This is a genomic window from Actinopolymorpha sp. B17G11, assembly GCF_040196095.1.
Lineage (GTDB): Bacteria > Actinomycetota > Actinomycetes > Propionibacteriales > Actinopolymorphaceae > Thermasporomyces.
The window spans coordinates 202,460-228,487 of the sequence record NZ_JBEFTW010000007.1; the positions used below are offsets into that span (position 1 = coordinate 202,460).

At 69.5% G+C, this 26,028-nt stretch carries 21 protein-coding genes; 11 read left to right on the top strand and 10 right to left on the bottom strand.

Features of this window, described 5'->3' with window-relative positions; all coding sequences use genetic code 11:
- The first annotated feature begins 373 nt into the window (after positions 1–373).
- Entirely contained in the window at positions 374–2,038 is a 1,665-nt protein-coding gene (locus ABN028_RS10480) for an LLM class flavin-dependent oxidoreductase (protein ID WP_349696451.1), read from the top strand.
- Positions 2,039–2,160: 122 nt separating this feature from the next.
- On the opposite strand, the gene ABN028_RS10485 is transcribed toward ABN028_RS10480, so the two are convergent.
- The 4 genes from ABN028_RS10485 to ABN028_RS10500 form a co-directional block, all read right to left on the bottom strand.
- A complete protein-coding gene (locus ABN028_RS10485) occupies positions 2,161–3,363 on the bottom strand; it encodes a cytochrome P450 (protein WP_349696452.1) in 1,203 nt (400 codons plus the stop codon).
- Complete coding sequence (locus ABN028_RS10490) at positions 3,356–4,336, bottom strand: 2-hydroxyacid dehydrogenase (protein WP_349696453.1); 981 nt, start codon at positions 4,334–4,336, stop codon at positions 3,356–3,358. The genes ABN028_RS10485 and ABN028_RS10490 overlap by 8 nt, the downstream gene beginning before the upstream one ends.
- Positions 4,337–4,444: 108 nt before the next feature.
- Positions 4,445–5,398 carry a zinc-binding dehydrogenase gene (locus tag ABN028_RS10495; RefSeq protein WP_349696454.1) on the bottom strand — a complete coding sequence of 318 codons (954 nt, stop codon included), beginning with the start codon at positions 5,396–5,398 and terminating at the stop codon, positions 4,445–4,447.
- A 171-nt stretch (positions 5,399–5,569) separates the two neighbouring features.
- Positions 5,570–6,388 carry a GNAT family N-acetyltransferase gene (locus ABN028_RS10500; protein WP_349696455.1) on the bottom strand — a complete coding sequence of 273 codons (819 nt, stop codon included), beginning with the start codon at positions 6,386–6,388 and terminating at the stop codon, positions 5,570–5,572.
- Between the two features lie 67 nt (positions 6,389–6,455).
- Here ABN028_RS10500 and ABN028_RS10505 point away from each other — a divergent pair, with 67 nt between their 5' ends.
- The gene (locus tag ABN028_RS10505; RefSeq protein WP_349696456.1) at positions 6,456–7,397 is read left to right on the top strand and encodes a helix-turn-helix transcriptional regulator; all 942 of its coding nucleotides are present in this window, start codon (positions 6,456–6,458) and stop codon (positions 7,395–7,397) included.
- On the opposite strand, the gene ABN028_RS10510 is transcribed toward ABN028_RS10505, so the two are convergent.
- On the bottom strand, positions 7,391–8,242 hold the full coding sequence (locus ABN028_RS10510; RefSeq protein WP_349696457.1) for an SDR family NAD(P)-dependent oxidoreductase: 852 nt from the start codon (positions 8,240–8,242) through the stop codon (positions 7,391–7,393). The two genes, ABN028_RS10505 and ABN028_RS10510, sit on opposite strands and share 7 nt — an antisense overlap.
- 144 nt (positions 8,243–8,386) lie before the next feature.
- On the opposite strand from ABN028_RS10510, the gene ABN028_RS10515 reads away from it, so the two are divergent.
- Positions 8,387–9,403 (top strand): phosphotransferase enzyme family protein, encoded by a 1,017-nt coding sequence (locus ABN028_RS10515; protein WP_349696458.1) that lies wholly within the window; start codon positions 8,387–8,389, stop codon positions 9,401–9,403.
- A gap of 25 nt (positions 9,404–9,428) precedes the next feature.
- On the opposite strand, the gene ABN028_RS10520 is transcribed toward ABN028_RS10515, so the two are convergent.
- Positions 9,429–10,280: a helix-turn-helix domain-containing protein gene (locus tag ABN028_RS10520; protein ID WP_349325499.1), complete on the bottom strand. Its 852-nt coding sequence runs from the start codon at positions 10,278–10,280 to the stop codon at positions 9,429–9,431.
- A 210-nt stretch (positions 10,281–10,490) separates the two neighbouring features.
- On the opposite strand from ABN028_RS10520, the gene ABN028_RS10525 reads away from it, so the two are divergent.
- The 5 genes from ABN028_RS10525 (at position 10,491) to ABN028_RS10545 (ending at position 16,585) form a co-directional block, all read left to right on the top strand.
- Entirely contained in the window at positions 10,491–11,078 is a 588-nt protein-coding gene (locus ABN028_RS10525; RefSeq protein WP_349325500.1) for a LysE family translocator, read from the top strand.
- A 279-nt stretch (positions 11,079–11,357) separates the two neighbouring features.
- Positions 11,358–12,230 (top strand): phosphotransferase enzyme family protein, encoded by an 873-nt coding sequence (locus tag ABN028_RS10530; protein WP_349696459.1) that lies wholly within the window; start codon positions 11,358–11,360, stop codon positions 12,228–12,230.
- Between the two features lie 50 nt (positions 12,231–12,280).
- Entirely contained in the window at positions 12,281–13,771 is a 1,491-nt protein-coding gene (locus ABN028_RS10535; protein WP_349696460.1) for an aldehyde dehydrogenase family protein, read from the top strand.
- Entirely contained in the window at positions 13,768–15,336 is a 1,569-nt protein-coding gene (locus tag ABN028_RS10540) for a GMC family oxidoreductase (RefSeq protein WP_349696461.1), read from the top strand. Before ABN028_RS10535 ends, ABN028_RS10540 begins: the two co-directional genes overlap by 4 nt.
- Before the next feature lie 280 nt (positions 15,337–15,616).
- Positions 15,617–16,585, top strand: a complete 969-nt coding sequence (locus ABN028_RS10545; protein WP_349696462.1) for a sulfotransferase domain-containing protein — start codon at positions 15,617–15,619, stop codon at positions 16,583–16,585.
- Positions 16,586–16,719: 134 nt separating this feature from the next.
- Here the strand turns inward: ABN028_RS10545 and ABN028_RS10550 are convergent, their stop codons facing one another.
- Positions 16,720–18,597 carry an ABC transporter transmembrane domain-containing protein gene (locus ABN028_RS10550; RefSeq protein WP_349325505.1) on the bottom strand — a complete coding sequence of 626 codons (1,878 nt, stop codon included), beginning with the start codon at positions 18,595–18,597 and terminating at the stop codon, positions 16,720–16,722.
- On the bottom strand, positions 18,594–20,426 hold the full coding sequence (locus ABN028_RS10555; RefSeq protein WP_349696463.1) for an ABC transporter ATP-binding protein: 1,833 nt from the start codon (positions 20,424–20,426) through the stop codon (positions 18,594–18,596). Before ABN028_RS10555 ends, ABN028_RS10550 begins: the two co-directional genes overlap by 4 nt.
- Positions 20,427–20,568: 142 nt before the next feature.
- On the opposite strand from ABN028_RS10555, the gene ABN028_RS10560 reads away from it, so the two are divergent.
- From ABN028_RS10560 to ABN028_RS10570, 3 genes are all read left to right on the top strand, one after another.
- Positions 20,569–20,826 (top strand): RNA polymerase sigma factor sigma-70 region 4 domain-containing protein, encoded by a 258-nt coding sequence (locus tag ABN028_RS10560; protein ID WP_349325506.1) that lies wholly within the window; start codon positions 20,569–20,571, stop codon positions 20,824–20,826.
- Between the two features lie 76 nt (positions 20,827–20,902).
- The gene (locus ABN028_RS10565; protein ID WP_349696464.1) at positions 20,903–22,099 is read left to right on the top strand and encodes a Kelch repeat-containing protein; all 1,197 of its coding nucleotides are present in this window, start codon (positions 20,903–20,905) and stop codon (positions 22,097–22,099) included.
- A gap of 131 nt (positions 22,100–22,230) precedes the next feature.
- Positions 22,231–23,733: a glycoside hydrolase family 76 protein gene (locus ABN028_RS10570; RefSeq protein WP_349696465.1), complete on the top strand. Its 1,503-nt coding sequence runs from the start codon at positions 22,231–22,233 to the stop codon at positions 23,731–23,733.
- Positions 23,734–23,775: 42 nt separating this feature from the next.
- On the opposite strand, the gene ABN028_RS10575 is transcribed toward ABN028_RS10570, so the two are convergent.
- Together ABN028_RS10575 and ABN028_RS10580 are read right to left on the bottom strand one after the other, a co-directional pair.
- Positions 23,776–25,119, bottom strand: a complete 1,344-nt coding sequence (locus ABN028_RS10575) for a family 4 glycosyl hydrolase (protein WP_349696466.1) — start codon at positions 25,117–25,119, stop codon at positions 23,776–23,778.
- A gap of 81 nt (positions 25,120–25,200) precedes the next feature.
- The gene (locus ABN028_RS10580; protein ID WP_349696467.1) at positions 25,201–25,944 is read right to left on the bottom strand and encodes a phytanoyl-CoA dioxygenase family protein; all 744 of its coding nucleotides are present in this window, start codon (positions 25,942–25,944) and stop codon (positions 25,201–25,203) included.
- Positions 25,945–26,028 lie beyond the last annotated feature (84 nt).

Genomic DNA, 26,028 nt, shown 5'->3' on the forward strand with positions numbered 1-26,028 from the left:
AAAGAAAGGCCTGTCAGCGGCGCTTGTCTTCGCACGTCCTCGGCCGGGGCTGTGGGGAGCAGGGTCGGACTCGCCGAGGGATGGAGGTTTCCGGTGGTGGGCTCGGCGAGGATTGTCAGTGCTCGTCGTGAGCGAGGGACCTTCCGATCGGCCCACTGGGCGCCTGACGCCCGGCCCGACGTGCTGGTGCAAGCCGCGGCTACCGTGTTCGCTGACCACCTTCCACCCAGGCCACCCGAACACCCGACCACCCAGACACCGGCCACCGGCAGCCGTCCACCAGACCACCCGGCCACCGGACCACCCGGCCACCGGACCACCCGGCCATCGGCCGCCCTGCCGCCGGCCAGCCGAGAGTGAGTGACCATCGACGATGCCCGACTACGGCCACGACCTGCGGTTCGGCGTCTTCCTGTCGCCCAGCACTGACCAGGTGTCTGCGCTGCTCGCGCTGGCTGACGCAGCCGACCGCCGAGGCCTGGACCTGATCAGTGTCCAGGATCATCCGTACCATCCAGGGTTTCTCGATGCCTGGACACTGCTGTCGACCATCGCCGCCCGGACGAACCGCGCCACGGTCTTCCCCAATGTCGCCAACCTCCCCCTCCGCGACCCCGCCGTCCTCGCCCGCAGCGCGGCCAGCCTGGACATCCTCAGCGGCGGCCGTGTCGAGCTTGGCCTGGGCGCCGGCGCCATGTGGGACGCGATCGCAGCCATGGGCGGGCCGCGCCGCAAGCCCGGACAGGCAGTCGAGGCTCTGACGGAGGCCATCGCCGTGATCCGGGCCCTGTGGACTCCGGGTCGTGGGGTCCGGTTGGAGGGCGGCCACTATCGCCTCGCCGGCGCCAAGCCGGGACCGTTCCCGGTCCATCCGATGCAGATCTGGCTGGGTGCGTACAAACCGCGGATGCTCCGGCTCACCGGCCGGGCGGCCGACGGCTGGTTGCCCAGCCAGCCGTACGCCGCGCCGGACACGCTCGCGGCGATGAACGACATCATCGACGATGCTGCTGAGACGGCTGGCCGTTCGCCCGGTGCCGTACGTCGGCTCTACAACATCACCGGCAGCTTCACGGGTACGGGTGCCGAGTTCCTGCAGGGACCGCCGAGCGTGTGGGTCGAGCAACTCGCCGAACTCGCCGTGACCGACGGCATCAGCGGCTTCATCCTCGCGATCGAGTCGGGAGGAACCGCCGACGTCGAGCGGTTCGCGCACGAGGTGGCGCCGGCCGTCCGCGACCTGGTGGACCGGGAACGCGCTGGGTCGCCGCCCGCTGGGACACCGCCGGCTGGGACACCGCCGGCTGGGACACCGCCTACCAGCACCCGACCCACCGGCACCGAGTCCACCAGCCCCGAGGCCACCGAAGTGGGGCCAGCCGCCAGCGGACCGACCGGGAGTACTCCGGCGGAATACGCCGGCGCGACCGGACTCGGCGTCGTGCCCACCCCGCCTCCCGCGCGGCGGCTGGTGGGCACCAGCCCCTGGGACGAGGCGACCCGTCCGCACGGACCCGGGGCGGACGCCGACACCAGCTACACCCCGGCCGGTCGCGCTCAGGGCCAGCACCTGATCGACATCCACGACCATCTCCGGCACGAGCTGGACCAGGTGCGCGATGTGGTCGAGCAGGTCGCCGACGGTACGACCGACCCGGGCGCCGCCCGCTCCCTGATCAACGCGATGACCATGCGTCAGAACAACTGGACGCTCGGCGCCTACTGCCAGTCGTACTGCCGGATCCTCACTCTCCATCACAGCCTCGAGGATCAGGCGATGTTCCCGGGCCTGCGGCAGGCCGACACCAGGCTGGCGCCCGTCATCGACCGGCTTGCCGAGGAACACGAGGTCATCGCCCGCATCCTCAACGACGTCGACGCAGCACTTGTCGGCATGGTCGAGCGTCCCGGCGCGATCGGCGAGGTGCAACGTGCGGTTGACGTGCTCACCGATGCGTTGCTGTCACACCTGTCGTACGAGGAACGCGAACTGGTCGAGCCACTCGCCCGACTCTCGACCGGCTTCACCGGGATGTAGCCGGAGCGACCTCCCGCGCGGTAGCCGGGTCCGTCGCCGTCGCACCATCATGAAGGAAAAGTCGCCCATGCGCCCCGAGTCCTTCATGATCACGATCATGATCACGTGGTGGGGGGGTTCGGTTAGCCCCAGAGGGTGTGGAGGGTCGGGGGTTTGCGGAAGACCAGACCGGTCGGCGCACTCGGGCGGGCGGGGTCGAGCCGGAGTCCCGGCAGCCGGCCCAGCAGCTGACGGATCGCGGTCATTGCCTCCAGCCGGGCAAGGTGCATGCCCAGGCACACGTGCGGACCGTGGGCGAAGGCGACCTGCTGGCGGGCGTTGCCACGCCGGACGTCGTACCGGTCGGGGTCGGCGAAGACAGCGGGGTCCCGGTTGGCGCCGGCGAGTGATACGACAATCAGGTCGCCTCGCCGGATCGGTGCTCCCCCGAGTTCGACGTCGGCTGTCGCGTAGCGGTCGACCACCGCGGCGGCGGGCTCCAGTCGTAGCGACTCCTCGATGGCCGGACCAACTAGCGCCGGGTCCGCGCGCACCAGAGCGAGCTGGTCGGGATGGCTGAGCAGGTGCCACAACGCGTTCGCGATCATGCCCTCGGTGGTCTCGATGCCGCCGAACATGAGGACAGCGGCGTTGGAGACCACTTCGTCCGTACGGAGACCTCCGGTAGCACCGGCGGCAGCGAGAAGTGACGGCCCACCGGCGCCGTCGCCCGGTCCGCGGGCGGCCATCGCCTCGACATTCGTCCGAAGCGCGTCGAACGCCTCCCGGCCCGCCGTGCTCACCTCCTGACCGGCCGCTACACCCGAGACCGCCGCCACGATCGCGTCGTACCACGACAGCACGGTCGGCGCGGAGACCCCGTCCAGCCCGAGCGTCTCGGCGACCACCGCGACCGCGAGCGGTCCGGCGAACCCGCGCCGCAACTCGGCGGCGCCGGAGTGGTACATCGCGAAGATGAGCCGTTCCGTCTCCGCTTCGACCGCGGCCGTGAACCGGGTACGAACCTCACCGAGCCCGAACGACGGGTCGAACGGCCGTCGATGCCGTTCGTGCTCCGCGCCGTCGGTCGACAGCATGCTCCGGCCGACGACGCGGGCGGTCGAGAAGCGCGGGTCGTCCACCGTGAACAACACCGGGTCCCGCATCGCCGCCAGTACGAGATCGCGCCGGGTCACCAGCCAGCCACCGAGCGCCGGCACCCACGACACGGGTTCGCTCGCCCGCAGTCGGGCCAGCACGGCGTGCGCGTCGGTGCCCTCGAGCTGAGCGACCGTCACGTCCGCCCCGATCGGGAAACCCGGCGGAAAGCCCGTCGGGTCAGCCATCGTCTCCGCCGTGAACGACATTGACGAGCGGATCCCCGGCGGCCAGCCGGTCGATGTTGCCCGCGATGTCGGCCACCCGCCGGGTGAACGTCTCGGTGGTGACACCGGATACGTGGGGGGTGAGCAGGACGTTGTCCAGGTCGGCGAACGGCCGACTTGCCGGGCTGCCGTGACCGGCCTCGTCCGGGTAGTGCCACCAGACGTCGAGAGCCGCGCCGCCGATCCGGCGTTCGACGAGCGCGGTGTAGAGCGCGTCCTCGTCGACGACCGGTCCGCGCGCGACGTTGACGAGGAGAGTCCCCGGCCCCATCGCCGCCAGCTCCGGCGCGCCGATGAGCCCGGTCGTCTCCGCGCTGAGCGGTACGGTCACCACCACGACGTCGGCCTCCGCGCACAGGCGAGGGAGGTCGTCGATGCCGCCCACCCAGTCGAGAGCCACGCCGTCCGGAGGCGTGCGGCCGGCGTGGCGGCGGACCGCGATCGTACGCATCCCGAACGCCGATGCCATGCGGGCGGTCTCCGACCCGATCTCGCCGAGGCCGATGACGCCCAGGGTCCTGCCGCGGAGGGTGGCAGGGCGGACCGCCTCGCGTACGTACCGCGGTGACCGCCACCGGTCCGCCCGAAGGTCACTGTCGGTACCGCGCAGGTCCCGCGTCAGCGCCAGCATCACCATGACGACGTGCTCCGCGATCGACCGGCCGTGGTGGAACGTGTTGGCCACGAGCACTCCGCGGGGCAGCGCGTCGAGGGCGATCGCCTCGTAGCCCGCGCCCGGAGCGTGGACGAGGCGGAGCCGCTTGGCCGCCGCGGCGAGATCGCTGGACAGGCCGCTCGCCACCAGCACCTCGGCGTCGGCGACCACGCCGGCGTCGAGGTCCTCGGCGAGGTGCCAGTCGTGGCGGTCCCTCGTCGCGCGTTCGAGCTGGGGGAGGTAGTCGTACAGCAGGGGCTCGGCGAGCACGATTCTCACGGTCACACTCCTTTCCCCACGAGGGTAGAGGTGGGAGTGCGTGCCGCCGGGTTCGAGGTCAGCCGGCCGGATCGGTGGACGCGAACCCTGACAACCACCCGATCCCGCTCACCGCACCTCGAGCAGGGTCTTGCCGACGGTGGCCCTTCCCTGGATCGCGGCATGCGCGTCGCCGGCGCGCTCCAGCGGGAAACGCTGCCCGATCAGCGGACGCACCCGTCCGGCCGCCGCCTCGGCCAGGACGTCGATCGTGAACGTACGCAACTCCTCCTGGGTGGGTGCCGACGTCACGAGGGCGACGCCACGTTCCGCTGCTGCGTCAGCGGAGATGCCGGCCCACGCGCCGCTTGCGAGCCCGTAGCTGAGCATCCGCCCGCCCCGGTCGAGCAGGTCGAACGCCGCGTGGGCGACGGTTCCGCCTACCCCGTCGAGGACGACGTCGACCCCGCCGACGGCTTCGCGTACCTGCTCGGCCCAGTCCGGCCGGAGGTAGTCGACGACGTGCTCGGCGCCAAGATCGCGGGCGACCTCGACCTTCCGGTCACCGCCCGCGGCCGCGACGACCGTGGCCCCGGCCGTCCGCGCCAGCTGGACCAGCAGCGTGCCCACGCCACCCGCGGCCGCCTCGACCAGGACGCGGTCGCCCTTGGCGATGCCGACCGTGCGGACGAGCATCACGGCGGTACGCCCGTCGGCGAGCAGCGCCACCGCGGCGTCGAGATCCAGCCCGGGCGGCACGTCGAACAGCCCGGCAGCGTCGGTGGCGACCCGTTCGGCATAGCCGCCGGACCCACCCGTGCTGCTGACGACCTGTCGACCGATCAGGGCCTTGTCGACGCCTTCTCCGACGGTCGTGACGATGCCGCCGACGCCGTTGCCCATGATCATCGGCAGCTCGACCTCGAACGGTCCGGCGTTGGCGCGGACCTGGGTCTCCACGAACGTGATGTTGGCGTACGTCACGTCGATCAGGACCTGGCCAGGTCCCAGGGGCGGTTCCGGCGTCTCCTCCACCCGCAGCACCTCCGGACCGCCGAACTCCCGCAACCACACCGCGCGCATGCACCCTCTCCGATCCCGTCCGTCGCAGGCGGCTTTCGACCGGGCCTGTCGACTGTTCGAGGACGAGCCTGCAACCTCAACCGAAGTCGAGGTCAAGCCGGCGGCGCGAGGTCGGGCAGGTCAGGCGGCCATCCCACAGGCACTGTCCATGGCACCGCGTCCGTGACGGCCTCAGGCCTGCGGCGGCGCCCATTCGTACACGCGGATCTCGCAGTAATCCTGGAAACCCAGCCGGGCGTAGACCGAGTGCCCCGCCTTCGACGAGCCGAGGACGCCGATCCGGTAGCCGAGCGCGCGGGCATCGCGCAGGGCCGCGAGCGTGACGGCTGCGCCGATCCCCTGTCTGCGTACCGCCGGTACGGCCATCACGAAGTAGATGCCTGCCACTCCGGCGCCGAGGAACAACGTGGACGTGCCGACTGGTTCGCCGTCGAGGTAGGCGAGGTAGTGCCGGTAAGGCACATCGTCGCCGAAGCCGATGCGTGCGTAGACCTGCGCCACCCAGGCGGCCTCGCTCTCACCTTCACCGAAACCCTGTGCCAGGGTGTCCTTCCACCTCGCGAGGGTGGCGCGGTCGGTCACGCGGGCGATCTCGAGCCCGTCCGGCGTTGACAGGTCCTCCAGCAGGGCGTGCAGATCGGCGGCCATGCCTGCCTCTGCTCCGGCCTCGAAGCCCGCCGCGAGCAGCCGGTCGCCGAGGTCGGAAGGGCGCATGGACGGGCCGACGTGCCAGGTTCCGGGTACGCCGTGGTCCCGCATGGCCCGCACGGACTCGGCGATCGCGGTGTCGGCGCCGGCCGGGTCGAGATCGGCCCGGACGACGCAGTTGTGGTAGTCGATCGGCGAACCGCCGATGGTCCACGTCAGGGCCGCGTCGACGCGTTGTTCTCCCCCGCCGATCCGGCCCATGTCCAGCAGCAACTCCGCCGCGTTGTCCTCGATCGCGTGGATCATCGACGCCGGCGAGAGGTCCTGGTTCACCTCGTCCATCGGCCCATTGTGCTGTCGGTGGTCGCGGCGACACTAGGGATTTGTGCGGGCGTCAAGGCTGATCTCGATGCTGCTGTTGCTCCAGAACCGCGGCGCCATGACCGGGCGCGAGCTCGCCCGCGCGCTCGAGGTGTCCGAACGCACGGTGGTCCGCGACGTCGAAGCGCTGACACTCGCGGGCGTGCCGGTCTACGCCGACCGCGGCCGGGCTGGCGGTTACCGGTTGGTCGGCGGCTATCGGACCCGGCTCACCGGGCTCAACCGGGACGAGGCGGAGGCGCTCTTCCTCTCCGGCGTCTCCGGGCCGCTGCAGGACATGGGGTTGGCCGACGTGGCGGCCACTGCCCAGCTCAAAGTGCTCGCCGCACTGCCGCGGGACCTGCGCGACTCCGGCATGGTCGCGGCACAGCGGTTCCACCTCGACGTACCCCGTTGGTTCCGCGACGCGCCACCGCCTTCCGTGCTGGCAGCGCTGGCGACCGCGACGTGGAGCGACCGGGTGGTGTCGGCGACGTACCAACGCGGGGAGCGGACCCTCGTCCGCCTGCTGGAGCCGTACGGGCTCGTGCTCAAGGCCGGTCGGTGGTACGCCGTCGGCTGCGTACGCGGTGACATCCGGGTCTACCGGATCGACAGGTTCACCGGCATCGACGTCCTCGACCAGCCGTTCCACCGCGACAGCACCTTCAACCTGGCCGCCTTCTGGCGCGAGCGGTCCGCCGAGTTCGAGCGCTCCATCTTCACCGCGCACGCTCGGGTACGCCTGAGCCCCGCCGGCGTGCGACGGCTCTGGTCGGCCGTCGAACGCCTGGCCGCCGAGGAGGCGATCGCGTCCGCCGGACTGCCCGACCGCGACGGCTGGGTGACGGTCATGCTGCCGGTGGAGTCACTGGGCATCGCCTACGGGCAACTGGTGGCGCTGGGGCCGGAGGCGGAGGTGCTCGACCCGCCGGCGCTGCGAGCCCGCCTCGCCGGCGCCGCCGACCGGCTCAGCGCCCTCTATCAGTGAGCGTCCTGCGTGCCTGCGTGCTCATTCCTGCGAGCGAGGGTGGTCTCCCACCACTCGCTGGTCGGCCGACCGTTGAGATCGGTGAAGCCGTACTCCGCGGCCAACTCGACGACGGTACGCACCGAGCCGGAGTGCCTGGCCACTTCGGCGTCCGACGCGAGCGCGGCGACGGCCCGCCCCACGAACTCCGTCGTCTCCGTACGCCTCGCCCACTCCGACGTCTGGTCGACATCATGATCGTGCAACGCACCGGGTGACACGGCCAACGCAGTCACGTCGTAGGGGCGGAACTCCTCGGCCAACCCGACGGGCGTCCGGTTGATCGCCGTCTTGATAACGTCGTAGTAGAGATGCTTGTGGTACGGCTTGTCGATCCTCCAGGTGGTGAGAACGACGAGACCGCCCCGAGTGGCGCGCAGCAGTCCCGCCGCGAACTGCACGCTGAGGATGTGCGCCCGCAGGCCCGCCGCCAGCATCAGATCGAGATGCTCCGGGGCGAGTTCCCACACCGGTGCGTCGTCGACGTCGCGTTCGTACCCACCCCAGGCGTTGGAGACGAGGATGTCGAGCCGTCCGTGCTCTTCCCCGACCCGGCCGTACAGCGCCCGCACCTGCCGATCATCGGTGTGGTCGCAGCGGACCGCAACACCCCTGCCGCCTCGGGCGGTCACCATCTCGGCCGTGTGTTCGATGGTCTCCGGCCGTCCGGTCGGGCTCCCACACTCACGGCTGGTGCGGCCGGTGACGTAGACCGTCGCGCCCTCCTCCCCCAGCACGTTCGCGATTCCTCGCCCGGCACCACGACTCGCTCCCGTCACAACCGCGACCTTGCCCGCAAGACGCATGGCAACCCTCCTCGTCGTTCGTTCGTTCGGTCGATCTTGTGGTGGCGAGCGTGGCAGCGAATTCCGACACCTCCTGGCGGCTTTTCCGTCCGGAGTGAAAACCCGTGGTGCGCAGGAGCGTGACGCAGGCAGGGTTGAGGTCTGATGAACGCACGCATGCGACGCTGGTGGCAGGGTGACCCGGCTAGTCCCGAGGTCACCTCACCCGACGATCCCGACCTCCGGCGACTGCTCGAGCGGGTTGCCCCCGGCTCCGAGACCAGCGACCTCGGCGGGTGCTTCTGCGTCAACGTACGCTTGCCCGAGCCCGGACTCGTGGTGCGCGTGCAGCCGCGGTTCGTGTCACGTCAGCGGGTCCTTGCCCTGCAGGACATCCGCCGCCAGCTCGCACGCCGGGGCCTCCTCGTCGGGACGCCACGCACCTGGCGGGGTCGTCCGCTGTTGCGTTGTCGGGGCTGCCTGGTCGAGCTGGAGACCTACGTGCCGCACGCGAAACCCGAAGCTACCTGTGAGTCCTACACGTGGATGTTTCGTGGAATGGGCAGGCTGCACCGGGAGCTCGCCCAGATCGAGGTGGCGCTGCCACGGCCGGTGGTCTCGACGTACGCACCACCAGGTTCCTTGCACCGTTGGCTTCCCGCCGCCGAGCGCGCTGTCGCGCACGACCCTGTGGCCACCGACATGGCCGCCCTGGTCCGGCGGCTGTTGCCGGTGCTGCGCCGCCGGTGGGTTCCGGCGTCCGTGCTTCCCCGGCACCTGATCCACGGCGACGTACGCCTGGGCAACATCGGCTTGACACCGGAGATCGAGACCCCCTACCTCGACTTCGGCTTCGCCGCCGTTCGGCCGCGGATCCACGAACTGGCGTACGCCCTCGCGTGGGTGATCCTCCGCCCCGATGGGAGCGGCACCGCCGACACCTTCTGCTGGGACAAGGTGCCAGCCCTGGTGGAGGAGTACGAAGACGCCGCCGGCACCGTGCTCACACCTGTGGAGCGGAAGGCACTGACGCCTTATATCGCGGCCGTTCCGCTCTATCACGCGGCGACCGTCGGTTTCCACGCCGACCCGGTGGCGCAGCTCCGCGATGACCGGGACGGCAATGCGTTCCTGCGGATCAGCGAGTGGCTGCTCGCCAATCCCGCTGCCCCCCTCGGCTGATCTGGCGTTGCCGCCTCAGCGTCGACTACCTCCTGCCGTCGCCGACCGCCCGCCTCGGATCGGCTGCGTACCGGCCAGGCGTCGTCCCCACGTGCCGCTTGAAGTGCCGAGTGAAGTGTGACTGGTCGTGGAACCCCACGCCCACGGCCACGTCGCTCACCGGACGGCCCTCGAGCAGCCACTGGCGAGCGACCTCGATCCGCCGGCCGACCTGGTACGCATGCGGCGCCACCCCGAACGTCTTCGTGAACGAACGGACAAGATGGGCCGGGCTGGCGCCGAGCCGCTCACTCGCGGCGGCGAGTGTCACGGGCTCCAGCAGGTGCGCGTCGAGCAGCGCACGTAGGCCTTCTGCCAGCGTGTCGGTGCGGTGGCTTCGATCCTGGCCGTCCGCGGAACGTCGCAGGTGGTGGCGAAGCCGCTCGACGATGAACGCGAGCCGACTCTCGGCTTCCAGCGCCGAGTCGGTGCAGTCGAGAACCTGATGCACGGTCGAGATCCGCCCACGCAACAACGGATCCACGATCGCCGGCCGGTCGACCGCCGGGCCGATGAAGGTCTCGCCGAACATCCGGTCGGACAGATACAGCACCCGCTTTCGGAATCCGCGGCTCGTCGCTGGTCGACCGTCGTGCACGACGTGCGGCGGCAGCACGCCCACCGTCGACGAGTCCGACCCGTGCGGGTGACGGTCAAGGTCGTAACGGATCGCGCCATCGTCGACCAGGAAGAGCGTCCAGGTGCTGTGGGCGTGAGCCGGATAGGCATAACGGGTGAAACGCGCGTGGAAGACCTCGCTGATCCCGGGCACCGTCGGTTTCCAGGCCCGGACCTGCTCGGGCCCGTCCGCGCTTCGACCTTCGGTGCCTTCGATCATGCCCTCGATACTGCTCAACCGACCGGGAATACGGACCGGGGATACGGACCGGGGATACTGGGTACCGCTTCGGCCAGGATAGCCCGCCGAAAAGGGCCCGCTCGCGTGCAAAGAACGTACAAGACCCGCGCCGCCCGACGGTCGTACGTTCGCTTCCATGCGAGTGGACTCCATACGGGTGAAACGGCCGGCGCCACGGGACGGCGCCAGATGAGGGACCTGGTTCCGCTCATCGTGTTCTCTGCCGTGAGTTCGGGGAGCCCGGGCCCGAACAATGTTCTCCTGTGGGCGTCCGGGATCCAGTTCGGGTTCCGCCCGACACTCCGCCACATCGTGGGTACGTCGGCAGGGATCGGCGCCATGGCGATCGCGGTGGCCGCGGGGGTCGGCGCTTTCATCGCCACCGTGCCCGAGGTCCAGGTGGCCCTCAAGGTCGGTGGCTCTCTCTACCTGCTGTACCTGGCGTACCAGATCGCCGCGAGCAACGCGATGCGACGTGCCGAGATCGCGCGGCCGCTCGGCTTCGCCCAGGCAGCGGTGTTGCAGGGGGCGAATCCCAAGGCCTGGATCTTCGTCCTGGCAGCGGTCAGCGCGTTCCGGCCGGACGACCTCCATGTCGCGCTCGGGAGTGCGCTCGTCGTCGCCACGATGATGATCGTCGTGGTCCCGACGGCGGCGGCGTGGGCCGCGGGTGGGACGGTCATCAACCGGTTCGTCACGAGCGACCGGACACATCGCCTCCTCAGCATCGCTCTGGCCATCATCCTCGTCGCCTCCGTCGCCTACCTCTGGATCTGACACCACGGTCCGGTACGCCGGCCTGCAGCAAGCGGCCGCGCCCGCCGCGCGCCTTACCGGCACAGGAAGTCGTGCCTATGTCTCGAGGCTCGGGCGCGGGTGTGCCACCATGGTGAGGCGGCACATCCGCGTCAGCGCTCACGTTCGTGATCGGCGTGCCTCTCCGCAGATCTTGTTCGGACGCACATGCCTGAACCTGCCTGTCCCATGCGCGTAGTAGTGCCGCCTTCCGCCCGCTCGGGCGACGACTCTCTCTGTGGCACCCGAAAGGACACTCCTGTGCGCGCGCGTCTGGAAAGCTTTGCCCGACAGGTTCTCGGGCCCTGCACGGTCGAAGCGGACTGCGGTTGGGACCACGGCGGCGCTCTCGTCCTGCGCCTGCGCGACCGCGAGGGCACCGCGTGGTACGCCAAACAGAACCCGCACCACGAGGTCCACGCCCGCGAGGTCTCGGCCTACCGACGCTGGGTCCCGCATCTGGGCGACCGGGCACCGAGACTGCGGGCCGCGACCGACGATCTCCCGGCCCTGGTGATCTCCGCCGTCCCGGGTGCCGCGTTCACCGGTGAAGATGTCGAGGTCCACCATCAGGCGGGCCGACTGCTCCGGCGCTTCCACGAGATCGAGACCTTCCCGCCGTGGACCGATCTGGTGGCACACAAGCTCGCCGAACTCGACGCCTGGGTCGCCCGCGCGGACGGACTCTTCGACCGGCCCGAACTGGACTTCGTGCGGTCCACACTTCGTTCCCTGGAAGGGATTCCGGCGCCCCCCCGGGTGTCCTGTCACTTCGACTACAGCCCACGCAACTGGCTCGTCGACGTGGGCCGCGTCCATCTCATCGACTTCGAGTGGGCGCAACCGGAGGTGTGGGTCAACGACCTCGGCCGGCTCTTCTTCGGCCTGTGGAGGACCCGGCCCGACCTGCGGGAGGCCTTTCTCGACGGGTACGGTCGGCAGCCCGACGAGGCCGATCTCGCTCTCCTGCTCGGTTCGTACGCCTTGACGACCGTCTGGCACCTCGTCTGGACCTACGAACACGACAACCCCGAGTTCGGCTCCGCCGTCCGCGAGATCCTGCACGGCCTGATGCGCGGTGAGTTCGACAAGCACGCTCAGCAAGTTGGTCGTCACGCGAAGCTGCTCCGGTAGCCTGCCAGCAGCACCGCGATCCCGGGCGAGGAGTCGGCAGGTATCCCCACATGAAGGACGTGATCGACCCGCCCGCGACCCTGTTCGTCAACGGGGAATGGGTTTCCGCGGCAGCAGGCGGGGCCAGGGAGATCCGGTGCCCCGCGGACCAGTCTCTCGTCGGTGCGGTCGCCGAGGCCGGCGTCGCCGATGTCGGACGGGCGATCGCGGCCGCGCGCCATGCGTTCGACCGTGGCGCCTGGCCGCGGACTCCGGCCGGGACCCGCGGCGACCTGCTTCTCGCCGTCGCCGGGAGGATCCGCGACCGCAAGGAGGAGTTCGCCCGCGCCGAGTCCCTCGACACCGGCAAGCGGCTGGTCGAGAGCCGGATCGACATGGACGACATCGCCAACTGCTTCAGGTACTTCGGCAAGCTCGCCGGGACCGAGGCGGGTCGGCTGGTCGATGCCGGAAGCCCCACGGTCGTGAGCCGGATCAGCTACGAACCGGTCGGCGTGTGCGGCCTGATCACCCCATGGAACTATCCGTTGCTCCAGGCCGCGTGGAAGGTCGCACCGGCGCTGGCAGCGGGCAACACGTTCGTGCTCAAGCCGAGCGAGCTGACGCCGCACACGGCAATGCTGCTCATGGACGTGCTCCGCGAGGTCGGGTTGCCGGCCGGTGTCGCCAACCTCGTGCTCGGGGCCGGCTCGGTCGCGGGTGCCCCGCTCGCCGAGCATCCTGGCGTCGACCTCGTGTCGTTCACCGGTGGCCTGGAGACGGGTAGGCGGATCGCCGCCGCGGCCGCCGGCACCGTGAAGAAGGTCGCACTCGAACTCGGCGGCAAGAACCCCAACGTCGTCTTCGCCGACGCCGCCTTCGACGCGGCGGTCGACAATGCACTGAACGCGGCGTTCGTCCATGCGGGGCAGGTGTGTTCGGCCGGCGCGCGGCTCGTCGTGGAGGAGTCGCTGCACGGCCGTTTCGTCGACGAGCTGGTCCGCCGCGCGGAGCGGATCCGGATGGGCGGCCCGTTCGACGAGGCCGCCGAGATCGGCCCGCTCATCTCCGCGGCCCATCGCGACAAGGTGACGGCGTACGTGCAACGTGGCCTTGCCGAAGGCGCGGTGCTCCGCTGTGGCGGCACGTGGGGTGAGGGCGACCTCGCTCAGGGATTCTTCTACGCACCCACGGTCCTCGACGGTGTGCGGTCGGGCATGTCCGTCCTCCGCGACGAGGGGTTCGGCCCGGTCGTCACCGTGGAGACGTTCACCACCGAGGACGAAGCCGTCAGGATCGGCAACGACACGCACTACGGCCTCGCCGCAGCCGTGTGGACGCAGGACGCCGGCAAGGCGCAACGGGTCGCCGGGCGGCTGCGGCACGGCACGGTCTGGATCAACGACTTCCACCCCTACCTGCCACAGGCGGAGTGGGGCGGGTTCGGGCAGTCCGGTGTCGGGCGCGAGCTGGGGCCGACCGGGCTCGCCGAATACCAGGAGGCCAAGCACATCTACCACAACATCGATCCGCAGGAGACCGGCTGGTTCGGAGGATCGTGAACCCGGCACGCGAGGAGTACGACTACATAGTCGTGGGCGGCGGTTCGGCGGGCGCCGCCGTTGCCGCGCGCCTGAGCGAGGACGCCGACGTCACCGTCGCGCTGATCGAGGCGGGTCCCAGCGACGTGGGCGACGACGCGATCCTGCGGGTCGACCGGTGGATGGCGCTGCTGGAGTCCGGGTACGACTGGGACTACCAGATCGAGCCGCAGCAGCACGGCAACTCGTTCATGCGGCACGCCCGCGCACGGGTACTCGGCGGGTGTTCGTCACACAACTCCTGCATCGCGTTCTGGGCGCCGCGCGAGGACCTCGACGAGTGGGCGGTGAAGTTCGGCGCCGACGGCTGGGAGTCCGCACAGACCTACCCGCTCTATCAGCGGCTGGAGAACAACGCCGACGACGGCGACCACCACGGGAAGGACGGGCCGGTGCGGCTGCGTACCGTCCCTGCCGTGGATCCGTGCGGCGTTGCGCTGCTCGACGCGTGCGAGCAGACCGGGATCCCGCGGGTGCGCTTCAACGCTGGCGAGACCGTCGTCAACGGCGCCAACTTCTTCCAGATCAACGTGCGTGAGGACGGCGTACGCGCGTCGTCGTCGGTGTCGTACCTGCACCCGATCATGAACGTACGACCGAACTTCGCGCTGCACACCGGGTTGCGGGCGAAGCAACTCGTCCTTGACGACAGCACGGGTGATCGTCGGTGCGTCGGCGTCGATGTGCTCGACACCGATCTCCTCCACACTCGCCGGATCTACGCCCGCCGCGAGGTGGTGGTCTCGACCGGGGCGATCGACTCGCCGAAGCTGCTCATGCTCTCCGGCATCGGGCCGGCGGAACATCTTCGGGAGTTGGGTATCGACGTCGTCGTCGACTCGCCCGGTGTCGGCTCCCATTTTCAGGACCATCCCGAAGGGGTGATCGGCTGGGAGGCGCGGCAGCCGATGGTGACAGAGTCCACGCAGTGGTGGGAGATCGGCATCTTCGCCACGACGGAAGACGGCCTCGACCGGCCCGACCTGATGTTCCACTACGGCTCGGTGCCGTTCGACATGCACACCGTGCGGCAGGGATATCCCACCGCCGAGAACAGCTTCTGCCTCACGCCGAACGTCACCCACGCCCGGTCACGCGGGACCGTCCGGCTGCGCAGCATCGACTTCCGCGACAAGCCGCGGGTGGACCCGCGCTACTTCACCGATCCGTACGACATGGAGGTGATGGTCGCCGGTATCCGGCTCGCCCGGCGGATCGTCGGCCAGCCGGCCATGGCGGACTGGGCCGGGCGGGAGCTCTACCCGGGGCCGGGCGTACGGACCGATGACGAGATCGCGGACTACGTCAGGCGTACGCACAACACCGTCTACCACCCGGCGGGCACGGTCCGGATGGGAGCGGCCGACGACGACCTGTCACCGATCGACCCGTCGCTGCGGGTGAAGGGTGTGGCGGGCCTGCGGGTCGCCGACGCCTCGGTGATGCCGGAGCTCACGACGGTGAACCCGAACATCACGACGATGATGATCGGCGAGCGATGCGCGGACCTGATCAAGTCCACCTGATCGGGCGGATCGAGCGAAACAAGCCGGGATCGAGTTCTGAACTGACCGGAAGCGGCACGGTCGTGGCAGCGCTGAGAGGCTGGCCGGTTCAGCACTGTGAGTCGACGTTGCCGCAGGTCGCGACGATCCTCGATCATGGTCGGCCGATTCCTCACTGCACGGGGTGACCGGCGTGGGACAAGCACCGGCTTGGACTACCGCCACCCTTGCCCACCGGTAACGAGTTTGCAACAATCCGGCAAACATCTTCCCAAGTAGGCGCGCTGAGTTGGGAGTGCAGGTGCCGAGGCTCAGTTTGAACAAGGCCATCAAGGCTGGAAACGGGGCCCGAGCATTTGTCGGCTTGGAGTGTGGGCTTACCCGCGGATCGCTCCCCCAGGAGGAGGTCCACCAGCTCGAAGCGGAGTTGGCGCGCGCCAAACGGGAGGCAGCCGACCTTCGCCGGACTCTCCGCAGTTCAGCCGGGACGCGTGGCGCCGTCCCCGACTTCATCATCATCGGGGCACAGCGGTGCGGCACGACGTATCTCTACGACCTGCTTCGCCGGCATCCCTACTTCAAACCCGCGGAGCGCAAGGAGCTCCACTTCTTCGACCGCGACGCCAACTACGCCAAGGGCCTGAGTTGGTACATGTCCCAGTTCCCTCAACCGGACATCAGGAACGGCCAGAAGGAGATCACCGGCGAAGCGACTCCCTACTATCTGTGCCACGGCCTCGCTCCGCAGCGCGCCGCGCGGATGGTTCCCGGGGCCAAGCTCGTCGTCATGCTGAGGAACCCCATCGACCGGGCCTACTCGGGCCACATGCACCACAGCAGGCGCGGCGAGGAAAGCCTCTCCTTCGACGACGCCATCGCGGCTGAGAGGCAGGGCGAGCCGAATCCTCTCGACACGGGGCAGGCGGTCGCCGACGATGCCCGGGGAAGGCGAGTGCGCCGCCACCACTTCCATCTGGCGCGCGGGATCTACGTCCACCAGCTCAGGGAGTGGCAGAAGTACTTCAGTTCTGACCAGATCCTTGTCATCAGGAGCGAAGACTTCTTCGCCAACCCCGGCGTGGTCGCGCGGGACGTGCAACGATTCGTCGGCCTGCCGGACCATGACCTCGACACGGCATCGGTCAGGAATCGGAACCTGGGAACGTACAAGGAAGCGATGGCACCCGCCACGCGGAAGCGGCTCGAGGCCTACTTCGCGCCGTACAACAAGGAGCTCTTCCACCATCTGGGGCGCGACCTCTGCTGGTAGCCCCGTCGACAGCCCGCCGACGCCAGGCACTTGCAGGGTAGCCGCGCGTCTGGAACATCCGGCTGACGGACCTCACCTGTGACGCATGATCATGGTGCGTCCGGGTCCGGCGGATCTGGGCGCGTCAGGCGCCACTACCCGGAGGTGGCGTGCTCCTCCGCCTCGACGACGAGTTCCTCGCTCCAGAGCCGCCGCATCTCCGGGCACGTACGCAGCAACTCGCCGAGCGCGCCCGACCCGACCACCTCGCCGCGGTCGAGCACCACCACCTGGTCGGCCCGTTCGAGTGCCGCCCGCCGGTGGGACACCACCAGGAGCGTGGACGGTCCCTGCCCGTTCTTTGCCGCGTCGGCGATCCGGTCCCACAACAGCTGCTCGGTCTCCACGTCCAAGGCCGACGACAGGTCATCGACCACCATCAGGTCCGGCGACCGGACCAGTGCCCGTGCCGCCGTCGCCCGTTGTACCTGCCCACCAGAGAGGCGGACACCGCGCGGACCCACCACGGTGTCCAGCCCGGATGGCATGTCGGCCAGGTCCTGCTCGAACGCCGCCAGCTCAAGCGACCGGTCGAGCACGTCGCCGTCGACAGGCCACCCCAGGAGGAGGTTCTCCCGCAGCGACTCGGAGAACAGCCGGGGCACCTGCCCGGCGTAGGCGGCCCGGTCCGGCACGAGGAAGGTGCCCGGATCGTCGACGCGCCGCCCGTTCCACGTGACCGTCCCGCCGTCCAGCGGAAGTAGACCGAGCAGTGCGCGGACCAGCGTCGTCTTGCCCGCACCGACGGCACCGGTGACCACCGTGAACGAGCCCTGTTCGATCCGCAGGTCGACGGCGTGGACGCCGCGCCCGCTGGCGTCATGACGTACGGACAGACCGTGGGCCTCGAGTACTTCCAGTCGGTCCACGTCGGCACGCTCGGGCAGCGCGGTCATCGCCGGCGGGGGATCCTCGTCGAACCACACGCGGCCGCGGCGCGACAGGTGGTCGTGATCCTCGTGCGTCGCCATCAGCCGACTCAGCCGCTCGGTCCCCACCGCTGCCTGTGGCACCTTGTAGAGCATCCGGCCGATGACTCGGGGCAGCCACGTCAGCCAGCCGACGTAGCTGGTGAACAGCGCGAAGTCGCCGACGGTGAAGTCGCCCCGCCGCATGGCCGGAGCGGAGAGGAGGAGCACCAGGCCGATGCTCAGCTCGACGGTGGCGCCGGTCGCCGTGTCGAGCATGTCCATCGCCAACCGGTCCTTGACGGCGGCCTGGCGGCGGCGCCGGTTGTGTTCCCGCAGGCGCTCCAACACCGCCGCCTCGGCGCCGGCGGTCTTGATCGCCAGGACGCCCCCGAACGTCTCACCGATGTACGCGGTGACGATCGCACCGAGCTCACGCGCCCGGGCGTGGATCCGCCGGATCACCGTGCTGAGGGCCCGGGTCAGGAACACCACGACGGTCAACGGAACGACCAGCACGAGTGTGATCACCGGGTCGATCGACGCCATGATCGTCAATGCCCCGATGCCGAAGAGGACTGCGCCCAGCAGGTCGACGAGGTTGTCGGTGACACCCACCACGTCGTGCACGTCGTCGCGGAACCGCGACACGGCCTCCCCCGACGAGTGCGGCAGGCGACTGGCGGCCGGGCCGCGGGCGGTGAGGATCGACCGCAGCGCATTGGTACGCAAGGTGGTCTCGGCCGCGTTCCACCAGTACGGCCAGACGTTCAGCGCGGCCCAGAAGATCCCGCCCCGACTCGCCTCGACGGCCACGAACGCGGCACACAGCCACAGTGACGCTTCGAGCGAGGCGGGCTGGTGGCCGCTGAGTTGGTCGAAGAGCCCTTTCAGCACCAGCCCGGTGAGCAGCGGTACGACGATGAACAGCGCCCAGAGAACGGCGCCGATCAGGTAACGACGGGGATCGACGCGGACCATCCGGCCGATCACCAGGAACGCCGGCCGCATCGAGGTCCACCAGGACTGGGCAGCCTGCGCGTCCTGGTCGCGTCGCGCGGTCATCTGCGTACCTCCCTTCCGCTGCCTGGACCCACCTGATCGACCACCCGACCGGTCGGCGAGCCGACGCTGCCCACTTCGGCGGGCACCCGACGGACACCCGCCGCCTCGAGCAGCTGGGCGAACCGGCTGTCGGGATCGGCGGCCAGGTCCTCGCGCCGGCCGTACTCCACCACCCGACCGTCGTCGACCACCGCGATCTGGTCGACGCGTGACAGTGACGACAGCCGGTGGGCGATGAGGACGCCGGTCCGGTTGGTCAACAGCTGGTCGACGGCCGCCTCGATGTGCAGTTCGGTAGCCGGATCAAGCCGGCTGGACGCCTCGTCGAGCACGACGAGTCCCGGGTCGGTGAGGAACGCCCGGGCGAAGGCCAGCAGCTGCGCCTCCCCCGCCGACACCCCACCCGCCTGCGAGGCGAGCACCGTGTCGAGCCCGTCCGGCAGCGTCGCGAGCCACCGGCCCAGGCCCACGTCGGTGAGGACGGCCCGCAGCTCGTCGTCGGAGTGACCGCCGCGGAACAGCGTGAGGTTGTCCCGAACGCTCGCCGCGAAGAGCTGCACGTCCTGCGTCACGACACACACCCGCCGGTGCACAGAGGCGAGGTCGGTCTCGCGCAGGTCGACGCCACCCAGGCGGACGACACCCTCGGTCGGGTCGTAGAGCCGGAGCACCATCCGCGCGATCGTCGTCTTGCCGCTCCCCGTGCGGCCCACCAGGCCCAGCGTCTCGCCGGGTGCCAACGCCAGGTTGACGTCGGCCAGCACCTGTTCGTCATCGTCGGAGTACGCGAAACTCACGTGGTCGAGGTCGACGCTCAGCGGACCGCTCGCCGGCAGGGGACGCGGGTCGGGCGGCTCGGGCAGGGTGCGGGGTTCGGCGAGCAGGCCACCGATCCGGGCAATCGCGGCGAGCGCCTTCTGGTACTGCTGGAGCTGGTCGATGATGCGTTCGAACGGCGCCCGCACCATCTGGGTGTACTGCAACAGCAGCACCACCGTGCCGACGCTCAACGCGCCCGAACGCTGCGTCCAGGCGGCCATCCCCAGCACGAGTGCAGTGCCGGCGGCGAACCCGACGGTCGTGCCGGCGAAGAGGCCGCCACCGATCCGTTCGGCTCGCAGGTCGGCGCGGTAGACATCGGCGCTCGCCTGGTGGAAGCGGTTGACCACGTGCTCGCCCGCGCCGTTGGCCCGGATGTCCTCCGCGCCGGCGAGGCGTTCCTCGAGGTTGCCGAACAGCGCGGCGAACCTCTCCCGCACCCTGGTCGCGGACGGGATCGCCCACCGCTGGGCGCGGATCATGAGAAAACCCATGAGCGCGCAGTACGCCAGCAGGACCGCGCCGATCCGCAGGTCGACCGCGAACACCATGATGATGACCCCGACGAGGAGCAGCAGACTCGCCACCATGTCCAACAGGAACGCGACAACGAACTCGGCCACCGCGACCACGTCACCGTCGACCCGCTCGATCATCTCCCCGGGCGTGCGCTGACCGTGGTAGGCCATGTCGAGGCCGAGCGCGTGTTCGGCGAGGGTCTCCCGCAGCCGGTTCGTGCCGTCCCACGCGAGTCGGCTCGCGAGCCAGGCGGTCAGCATCCGCGCCACCTGGCCCGAAACCGCGAGGCAGAGGTAGCCCACCGCGAGGAGGGTGAGCTGGGTCGCGGGATGGCCCGCGATCGCGTCGTCGACGAAGCGCTTGGTGAGTTGGGGCGCCAGGAGCGGCAACACGGTCGCGAGGACGATGGCCGCGCCCAGAGCGCACGCCTGACGCCGCCCTGGCCAGAGGCAGCGCAGGACGGTACGACGGGCAGTGGTGGAGGGAGTCATGGGCAAGGTCCAGACGCTACGGATCGCGCCTAACCGGGGGCAAAGGGATTTCATCCGTACCGGCGTGTTGCGCCGGCGTGGTGGAGCGGCCCTCGTCAGGATCCCTTGACACATGCGATCTCGTCAGGGCATCCTGACAGGCATGTTCGAGCACACGGAACGCATCGACGACGACGGCGACGACAAGTTCAACGTCAAGGTGACCCTCGGCATCACCGGTGACTGGAGAGCTCAACCGCTGAAGGTGATCTCCGGCATCACCGAGGGCATCAAGTCTCTCGACGGCACCCTCCGCGAGGCCGTCCACCTCGCCCGCAAGGACGGCTCGTCCTGGGAGGAGATCGGCAAGGCGCTCGGCGTCAGCCGGCAGTCGGCCTGGGAACGTTTCTCCGTCGACTGACCCACGGTCGGCGGTGGACAACCAACGGCGCATCCCGTGGCGTCATGTGCCGCAGACCACTCACGCGGGAGGCAGCATGGTCGGTAACCGTTTCTGTCGGATTGCAGCCAGCACCGGACTGTTCGTCGTACTCGCGGGAACTGCCGGTTGCGGCGACGAGCCCGCCACCCAGATAGCGGCCGGGTCAGGTACGACCACGACGTCCGGCGCGCTTTGGCAGCGGCTCCCGGACGCTCCGTTGAGCCCGCGCGCGTCGTCGGTGATGGCGTCGAGCGGCACGGAGGTGCTCGTCATCGGCGGCCAGGACACGGCCCCCTGTCCGCCGGGTGCTGACTGCGCTCCCGGACGGATCACCCGCGACGGGGCGGCCCTCGACCTCACGACGCGTACCTGGCGGACGATTGCACCGGCGCCGCGCCCACTACTCGGCGAGCAGGCCGTTGTCATCGACGGCGTCGTGCATGTCCTGGCCCAGAATCACGGCCCCGATGGCTACGACAAGCCCGCCCGGTTGCTGAGCTATGACGTCGCGACCGACCAGTGGCGAGAATCCGCCGCCCCGGCGAACTCCATCGGTGCGGCGCTGACATCCTCCGGCGGAAAGCTCCTTGCATACGAGACCAGCCACGAGCAAGGCCTCGTCCCCGATCGGATCCTCGACGGCGGAACGTGGCGCGACCTGCCGCCCGATCCGTTGGCGCCGTCGTTCGACCGGGTGATGGTGGCGGTGGGCGACGAGCGGCTCGTCCTCTTCGCGCACGAACTGGTGACGAACCCTGGGGCGGACAAGCCCAGCATCGTGCAAGCCGCCGAGTACGACCTCGCGAAGCAGACATGGCGGCGGCTGCCCGACTCGGAGATCATCGGCGGCTGGTACTGGTCACACACCGACGGCTTGCTCGTCGACCCGTCCATCGGTGGCGCCGACGGCGGACAGACCGGTAACTACGGCCGCGTCTACCCCGAGGGTGGCATCTTCGACCCGCGGGCAAGGCAGTGGCGCCCGCTGCCCGCCGTGCCGGCGGAACCCACCGACGATCTGTGGCAGGGTCCGGCGACCGGTGGGCCGGAACTCGCGATCGTGCGCGGATTCGTCCTCGACCCAGGAGCCGGGAAGGACGGCCGGTGGATCCGTCTACCGCAACCGGTCCGGGGCGCTGCCGAAGACCCCGCCGCCGTATGGGTGGGCGACCGCCTCGTCGCGTTCGGCGGCATTGTCCACACGGACAGGAAGTCCGCGTTCACCGCCGACACGTGGATGTGGCAGCAGTAGGCCGACGCTGGCCGGCCACGGTCATCCTGGGTGGATTCGTTCCCATGCATCAAGCCGATCTTGTTGGCTGTCTCCGCCCGAAACGTTCAGCAGTCAGTCCCGTGGGCGGACGCGACGCAGGTGGAGGCTCCATGACAACGACGATGCGAACCCGCTCTGGGGTACGGCTGCTGACAGCGGCCGGCGCGTTCGCCCTGGGGGTGGGCATGATGACCGGCACATCGACCGCCGGCACGTCGACCGCCGGCACATCGACCGCCGGCACATCGACCGCGGGCACCGCGGCCGCAGCACCCACCGAGGACCGGCTGGCCGACGGAAACACCATCTTCGGGCGTTCGATCGAGTTGCACATCTCCGACCGGGACGCGCTGGGCTGGGCCACCATCAACAACGGCGATCCCACTGACGAGGTGTGGCTGGACCGGTCATACGACGGCGGCGAGACCATCGCCGACGAGCGGCTTGGCTACACCACGATCCCTGACGGGACACGCGGAACGTCCACTGAGGCGTACGACATCAACGCCGCCGATGGCACCAAGGGGGTGCTGCGCGCCTGCGGCAAGGCCGGCAACCGGGACGACATCGTCTGCACGGCGTGGATCGGCGTCGAGAAGCCCAGCACCAAGGGCACTCCGAGCAAGCGCGCGATCGCCGCACTCGTCAAGCTCTACAACGCCGACACCGGCCTGTGGAAGACGACCGGCTGGTGGAACTCCGCCAACGCCCTCACCGCCGTGCTCGACTACCAACTGGCCACCGGCGACCGGAGCTACGACTGGATCATCGCCAACACCTACGAGAAGAACATCGACGCCCAGGGCGGCAACTTCACCAACGACTACATCGACGACACCGGTTGGTGGGCGTTGGCGTGGATCCGTGCGTACGACCTGACCGGCGATCCGCGCTATCTCGAGACGGCGAAGTTCGACGCCGACTACATGTGGGCGAGTCGGGACGAGATCTGCGGCGGCGGTGTGGTGTGGAACATCAACCAGCGTTACAAGAACGCGGTCACCAACGAGCTCTTCATCAAGGTCGCGGCCAGCCTGCACAACCGGATCCCCGGCGATACGGAGTACCTCGCTCAGGCGCTGGAGAACTGGGAGTGGTTCGAGGCCAGCGGGATGATCAACGAGGAGAACCTCATCAACGACGGCCTCGACGGCGCCACCTGCCAGAACAACGGTGACGTCACCTGGACCTACAACCAGGGCATCATCCTTGGCGCCTTGACGGAGCTGTCCTGGGCGACGGGTGACCGTTCGTACCTCACCCAGGCGAAGGTTCTCGCCGACGCGTCCACCCACAGCGACTATCTCCACCCCGCAGGAGTTCTCACCGAGCCGTGCGAGGCGAACGGTTGTGGTGCCGACGGTCCGACGTTCAAGGGCGTTTACGTCCGCAACCTCGGCGAGCTCAACGCCGAGCTACGCGGCCGGCCGTACCAGGTCTACCTCGACCAGCAGGCGGAGACGGCGTACGAGAAGGACCGCAACCGTTTCGACCAGTACGGCCTGCACTGGGCTGGGCCGATCGAGGCATTGAGCGCGGCCACCCAACAGAGCGCGACCGAGGCGCAGATCGCTCCGCTGTGGAAGCGCGGAACCGGCACGCCCCGCAGGTAGTGGGCCGGTTCGTGTCGGGCGGTTCGAGTCGGGCGGTTCGAGTCAGGCGGTTCGAGTCGGGCCGTACGCGTCGAGCAGGGGCGCGTGAGCGACGACGGCGTCGTCGAGGATCGACCGCGCGACCTCAGGGCTGGGGACGAGCGGATCGGTCGCCAGCGCCTGGAGAGCTAGGTGGCGTGAGCCGCTCATCGCCGCCTGCACCGTCAACTCCTGCTGCAAGGCGCGGGCCGACAGGACGGCGGCGAGCGCGGGGGGAAGGTCTCCCACCGCGAGGCCGGTGACGCCCGCTCCGCCGATCACGGCGGGTACCTCGACGACCGCCTCGTCGGGGAGGTTCGAGATCTTGCCGCGGTTGGGGACGTTGACCGCGAGCTCGACGAGGTCGGTGCCGGTGAGCAGAGCCTCGGCGATCGCCACCAGACGTTCGGCCTCCTGGCCTTCCGGCGCGGCGTCGAGTGGTTCGGTGCCCGACGCCTGCGCGTGCAGCTTGTCCCACAGGTCCGACTTCGCATCGATGTAGTGGTGGGTGGCGTCAAGGCCGGGTTGCAGTCCCCACGGGAGATCCGCCCCGTCCGGCGCACCGCCGAGGTACCACGCGAAGAACTCCGCCACATGCCGGTCCCCGGGTGCGGGATAGAGCCCGAAGAGGTCCATCAGGTCGGCGGAGACCGGCTCGCTCAGTGGGCTGTTCGAGTGGTTGCCCGGAACCGTCGCCTCGGCTACCAGTGAACGCAGTTTCGGATAGACGTCGACGCCGCGGTGGCGTAGCTGGAGCAACCAGCACAGGTGATTGACGCCCGCGAACACCGTGGTCAGCTCCTTTCTCGGCACACCCAGCACCGAGCTGAGCATCGACCGCGTGTGCATCGTGCCGTGACACAGACCGATGACCCGCTCGTGCGCCCAGCCACTGATGGCGCGGACGTTGGCGGTCAACGGGTTGGCGTAGTTGACGAGCCACGCGTCCTGCGCGAGCTCGGCGACGTCCCGACCAATCGCGACCAGTTCGGGAACCTGCCGCAGCGCCCGCAGCACCCCGCCAGGCCCCACCGTGTCACCGACGGTCTGGCGTACTCCATGTTTCAGGGGTACATCCAGATCGGCGCGCCACCCGCCGGCGCCCCCCACCGCGATCGTCGTCGCGACCAGCGTCGCCCCGGGAAGGGCTTCCCGGCGGCCGACATGAGCCTCGACGGTCATGCCGGACCCGCGCTCACCGGCGATCCGCCGACCCAGCCGTGCCATCGTCACGGCGGCGTCCTCGTTGAGGTCGACGAGATGCACCGCCGCGCCGTCGAAGACCCGCGACGCCGCCAGATCGGCCAGCAACCCCGGGGTGAACACCGTGCTGCCCGCCCCGATGAGCACCACCTTGACCTGTGTCATAAACAACCCCTCACTTGATCCCGGTGAGCGTGCTCCAGTGGGCACCAGTGGGCGACGATGCGGACCGGTGGTGCGGAGGCGTCACCTGCGTCCGGTGGATGGCAACGGTGGGAACCGCTGCTCGTTGATCTGGCCGAGCCGGGCCGGGTTGAAGGTGTAGATGATGGCCATCCTCGGCTCCCGGCTCCGGTTGAGGTCGGAGTAATGCAGGAGATAGGGATCGAACGCGATCATGTCGCCGGCCCGGAGCGGCACCGGCCGGATCTGGTCCTGCGGGACGACACCGGGATCGACCTCGAAGTGCCCGCCGGCCTTGAACGGATGCGTCGGCTTTCCACGATGGCTGCCGGGCACCACCTGCAGGCACCCGTTGGTCTCGTCCGCGTCGTCGAGATAGACGAAGCAGGTGACGAGCTCGTCGGTGTGCGCGCGCCAGCAGCAGCTCCAGTCCTGGTGCCACGGATAGGGCGAACCGCCCGGGAGCTTGAGGTTGAGCTTGTCCTCGAACAACTCGACCGGCTCGCCGAAGATCCGCGCCGCCGACGTCGTGATGTGCGGGTCGCGGGCAAGGTCGGCGAACATCGGGCTGAGGTCCGACACCGGCTCGAGCTTGCGGATCACGCCCTGCATGCCGGTCTGGTCGGTCTCGGCGAGGTGGTCGACCTCCCACTCGATCCGCGCGGCGTACTGCGTCGACTCTCGCGTGCAGAGGTCGAGGAGCCGGCGGGCTTCCTCCCGCAGGACCTCCACTCGTGCCGAGTCCAGCACCGAGCGGCTGAGGAGATAACCGTCTCGGAGGTACCTGTCCACGTCGACCTTGGTCATTTCGAGGGGCTCCTCGGTCCTTCGCCTGTCGGCTGCGCTCGTCGGGTGGAGAGGCGACAATCGATCCGTCCAGCGCGGCTGGAC

What these genes read in the sequence shown, in the direction of transcription:
- ABN028_RS10480 (WP_349696451.1), top strand. Translation starts at nt 374, where the DNA reads ATGCCCGACTACGGCCACGACCTGCGGTTCGGCGTCTTCCTGTCGCCC.
- ABN028_RS10485 (WP_349696452.1), bottom strand. Translation starts at nt 3,363, where the DNA reads ATGGCTGACCCGACGGGCTTTCCGCCGGGTTTCCCGATCGGGGCGGAC.
- ABN028_RS10495 (WP_349696454.1), bottom strand. Translation starts at nt 5,398, where the DNA reads ATGCGCGCGGTGTGGTTGCGGGAGTTCGGCGGTCCGGAGGTGCTGCGG.
- ABN028_RS10500 (WP_349696455.1), bottom strand. Translation starts at nt 6,388, where the DNA reads ATGGACGAGGTGAACCAGGACCTCTCGCCGGCGTCGATGATCCACGCG.
- ABN028_RS10505 (WP_349696456.1), top strand. Translation starts at nt 6,456, where the DNA reads ATGCTGCTGTTGCTCCAGAACCGCGGCGCCATGACCGGGCGCGAGCTC.
- ABN028_RS10510 (WP_349696457.1), bottom strand. Translation starts at nt 8,242, where the DNA reads ATGCGTCTTGCGGGCAAGGTCGCGGTTGTGACGGGAGCGAGTCGTGGT.
- ABN028_RS10515 (WP_349696458.1), top strand. Translation starts at nt 8,387, where the DNA reads ATGAACGCACGCATGCGACGCTGGTGGCAGGGTGACCCGGCTAGTCCC.
- ABN028_RS10520 (WP_349325499.1), bottom strand. Translation starts at nt 10,280, where the DNA reads ATGATCGAAGGCACCGAAGGTCGAAGCGCGGACGGGCCCGAGCAGGTC.
- ABN028_RS10525 (WP_349325500.1), top strand. Translation starts at nt 10,491, where the DNA reads ATGAGGGACCTGGTTCCGCTCATCGTGTTCTCTGCCGTGAGTTCGGGG.
- ABN028_RS10535 (WP_349696460.1), top strand. Translation starts at nt 12,281, where the DNA reads ATGAAGGACGTGATCGACCCGCCCGCGACCCTGTTCGTCAACGGGGAA.
- ABN028_RS10550 (WP_349325505.1), bottom strand. Translation starts at nt 18,597, where the DNA reads ATGACCGCGCGACGCGACCAGGACGCGCAGGCTGCCCAGTCCTGGTGG.
- ABN028_RS10555 (WP_349696463.1), bottom strand. Translation starts at nt 20,426, where the DNA reads ATGACTCCCTCCACCACTGCCCGTCGTACCGTCCTGCGCTGCCTCTGG.
- ABN028_RS10560 (WP_349325506.1), top strand. Translation starts at nt 20,569, where the DNA reads ATGTTCGAGCACACGGAACGCATCGACGACGACGGCGACGACAAGTTC.
- ABN028_RS10565 (WP_349696464.1), top strand. Translation starts at nt 20,903, where the DNA reads ATGGTCGGTAACCGTTTCTGTCGGATTGCAGCCAGCACCGGACTGTTC.
- ABN028_RS10570 (WP_349696465.1), top strand. Translation starts at nt 22,231, where the DNA reads ATGACAACGACGATGCGAACCCGCTCTGGGGTACGGCTGCTGACAGCG.
- ABN028_RS10575 (WP_349696466.1), bottom strand. Translation starts at nt 25,119, where the DNA reads ATGACACAGGTCAAGGTGGTGCTCATCGGGGCGGGCAGCACGGTGTTC.
- ABN028_RS10580 (WP_349696467.1), bottom strand. Translation starts at nt 25,944, where the DNA reads ATGACCAAGGTCGACGTGGACAGGTACCTCCGAGACGGTTATCTCCTC.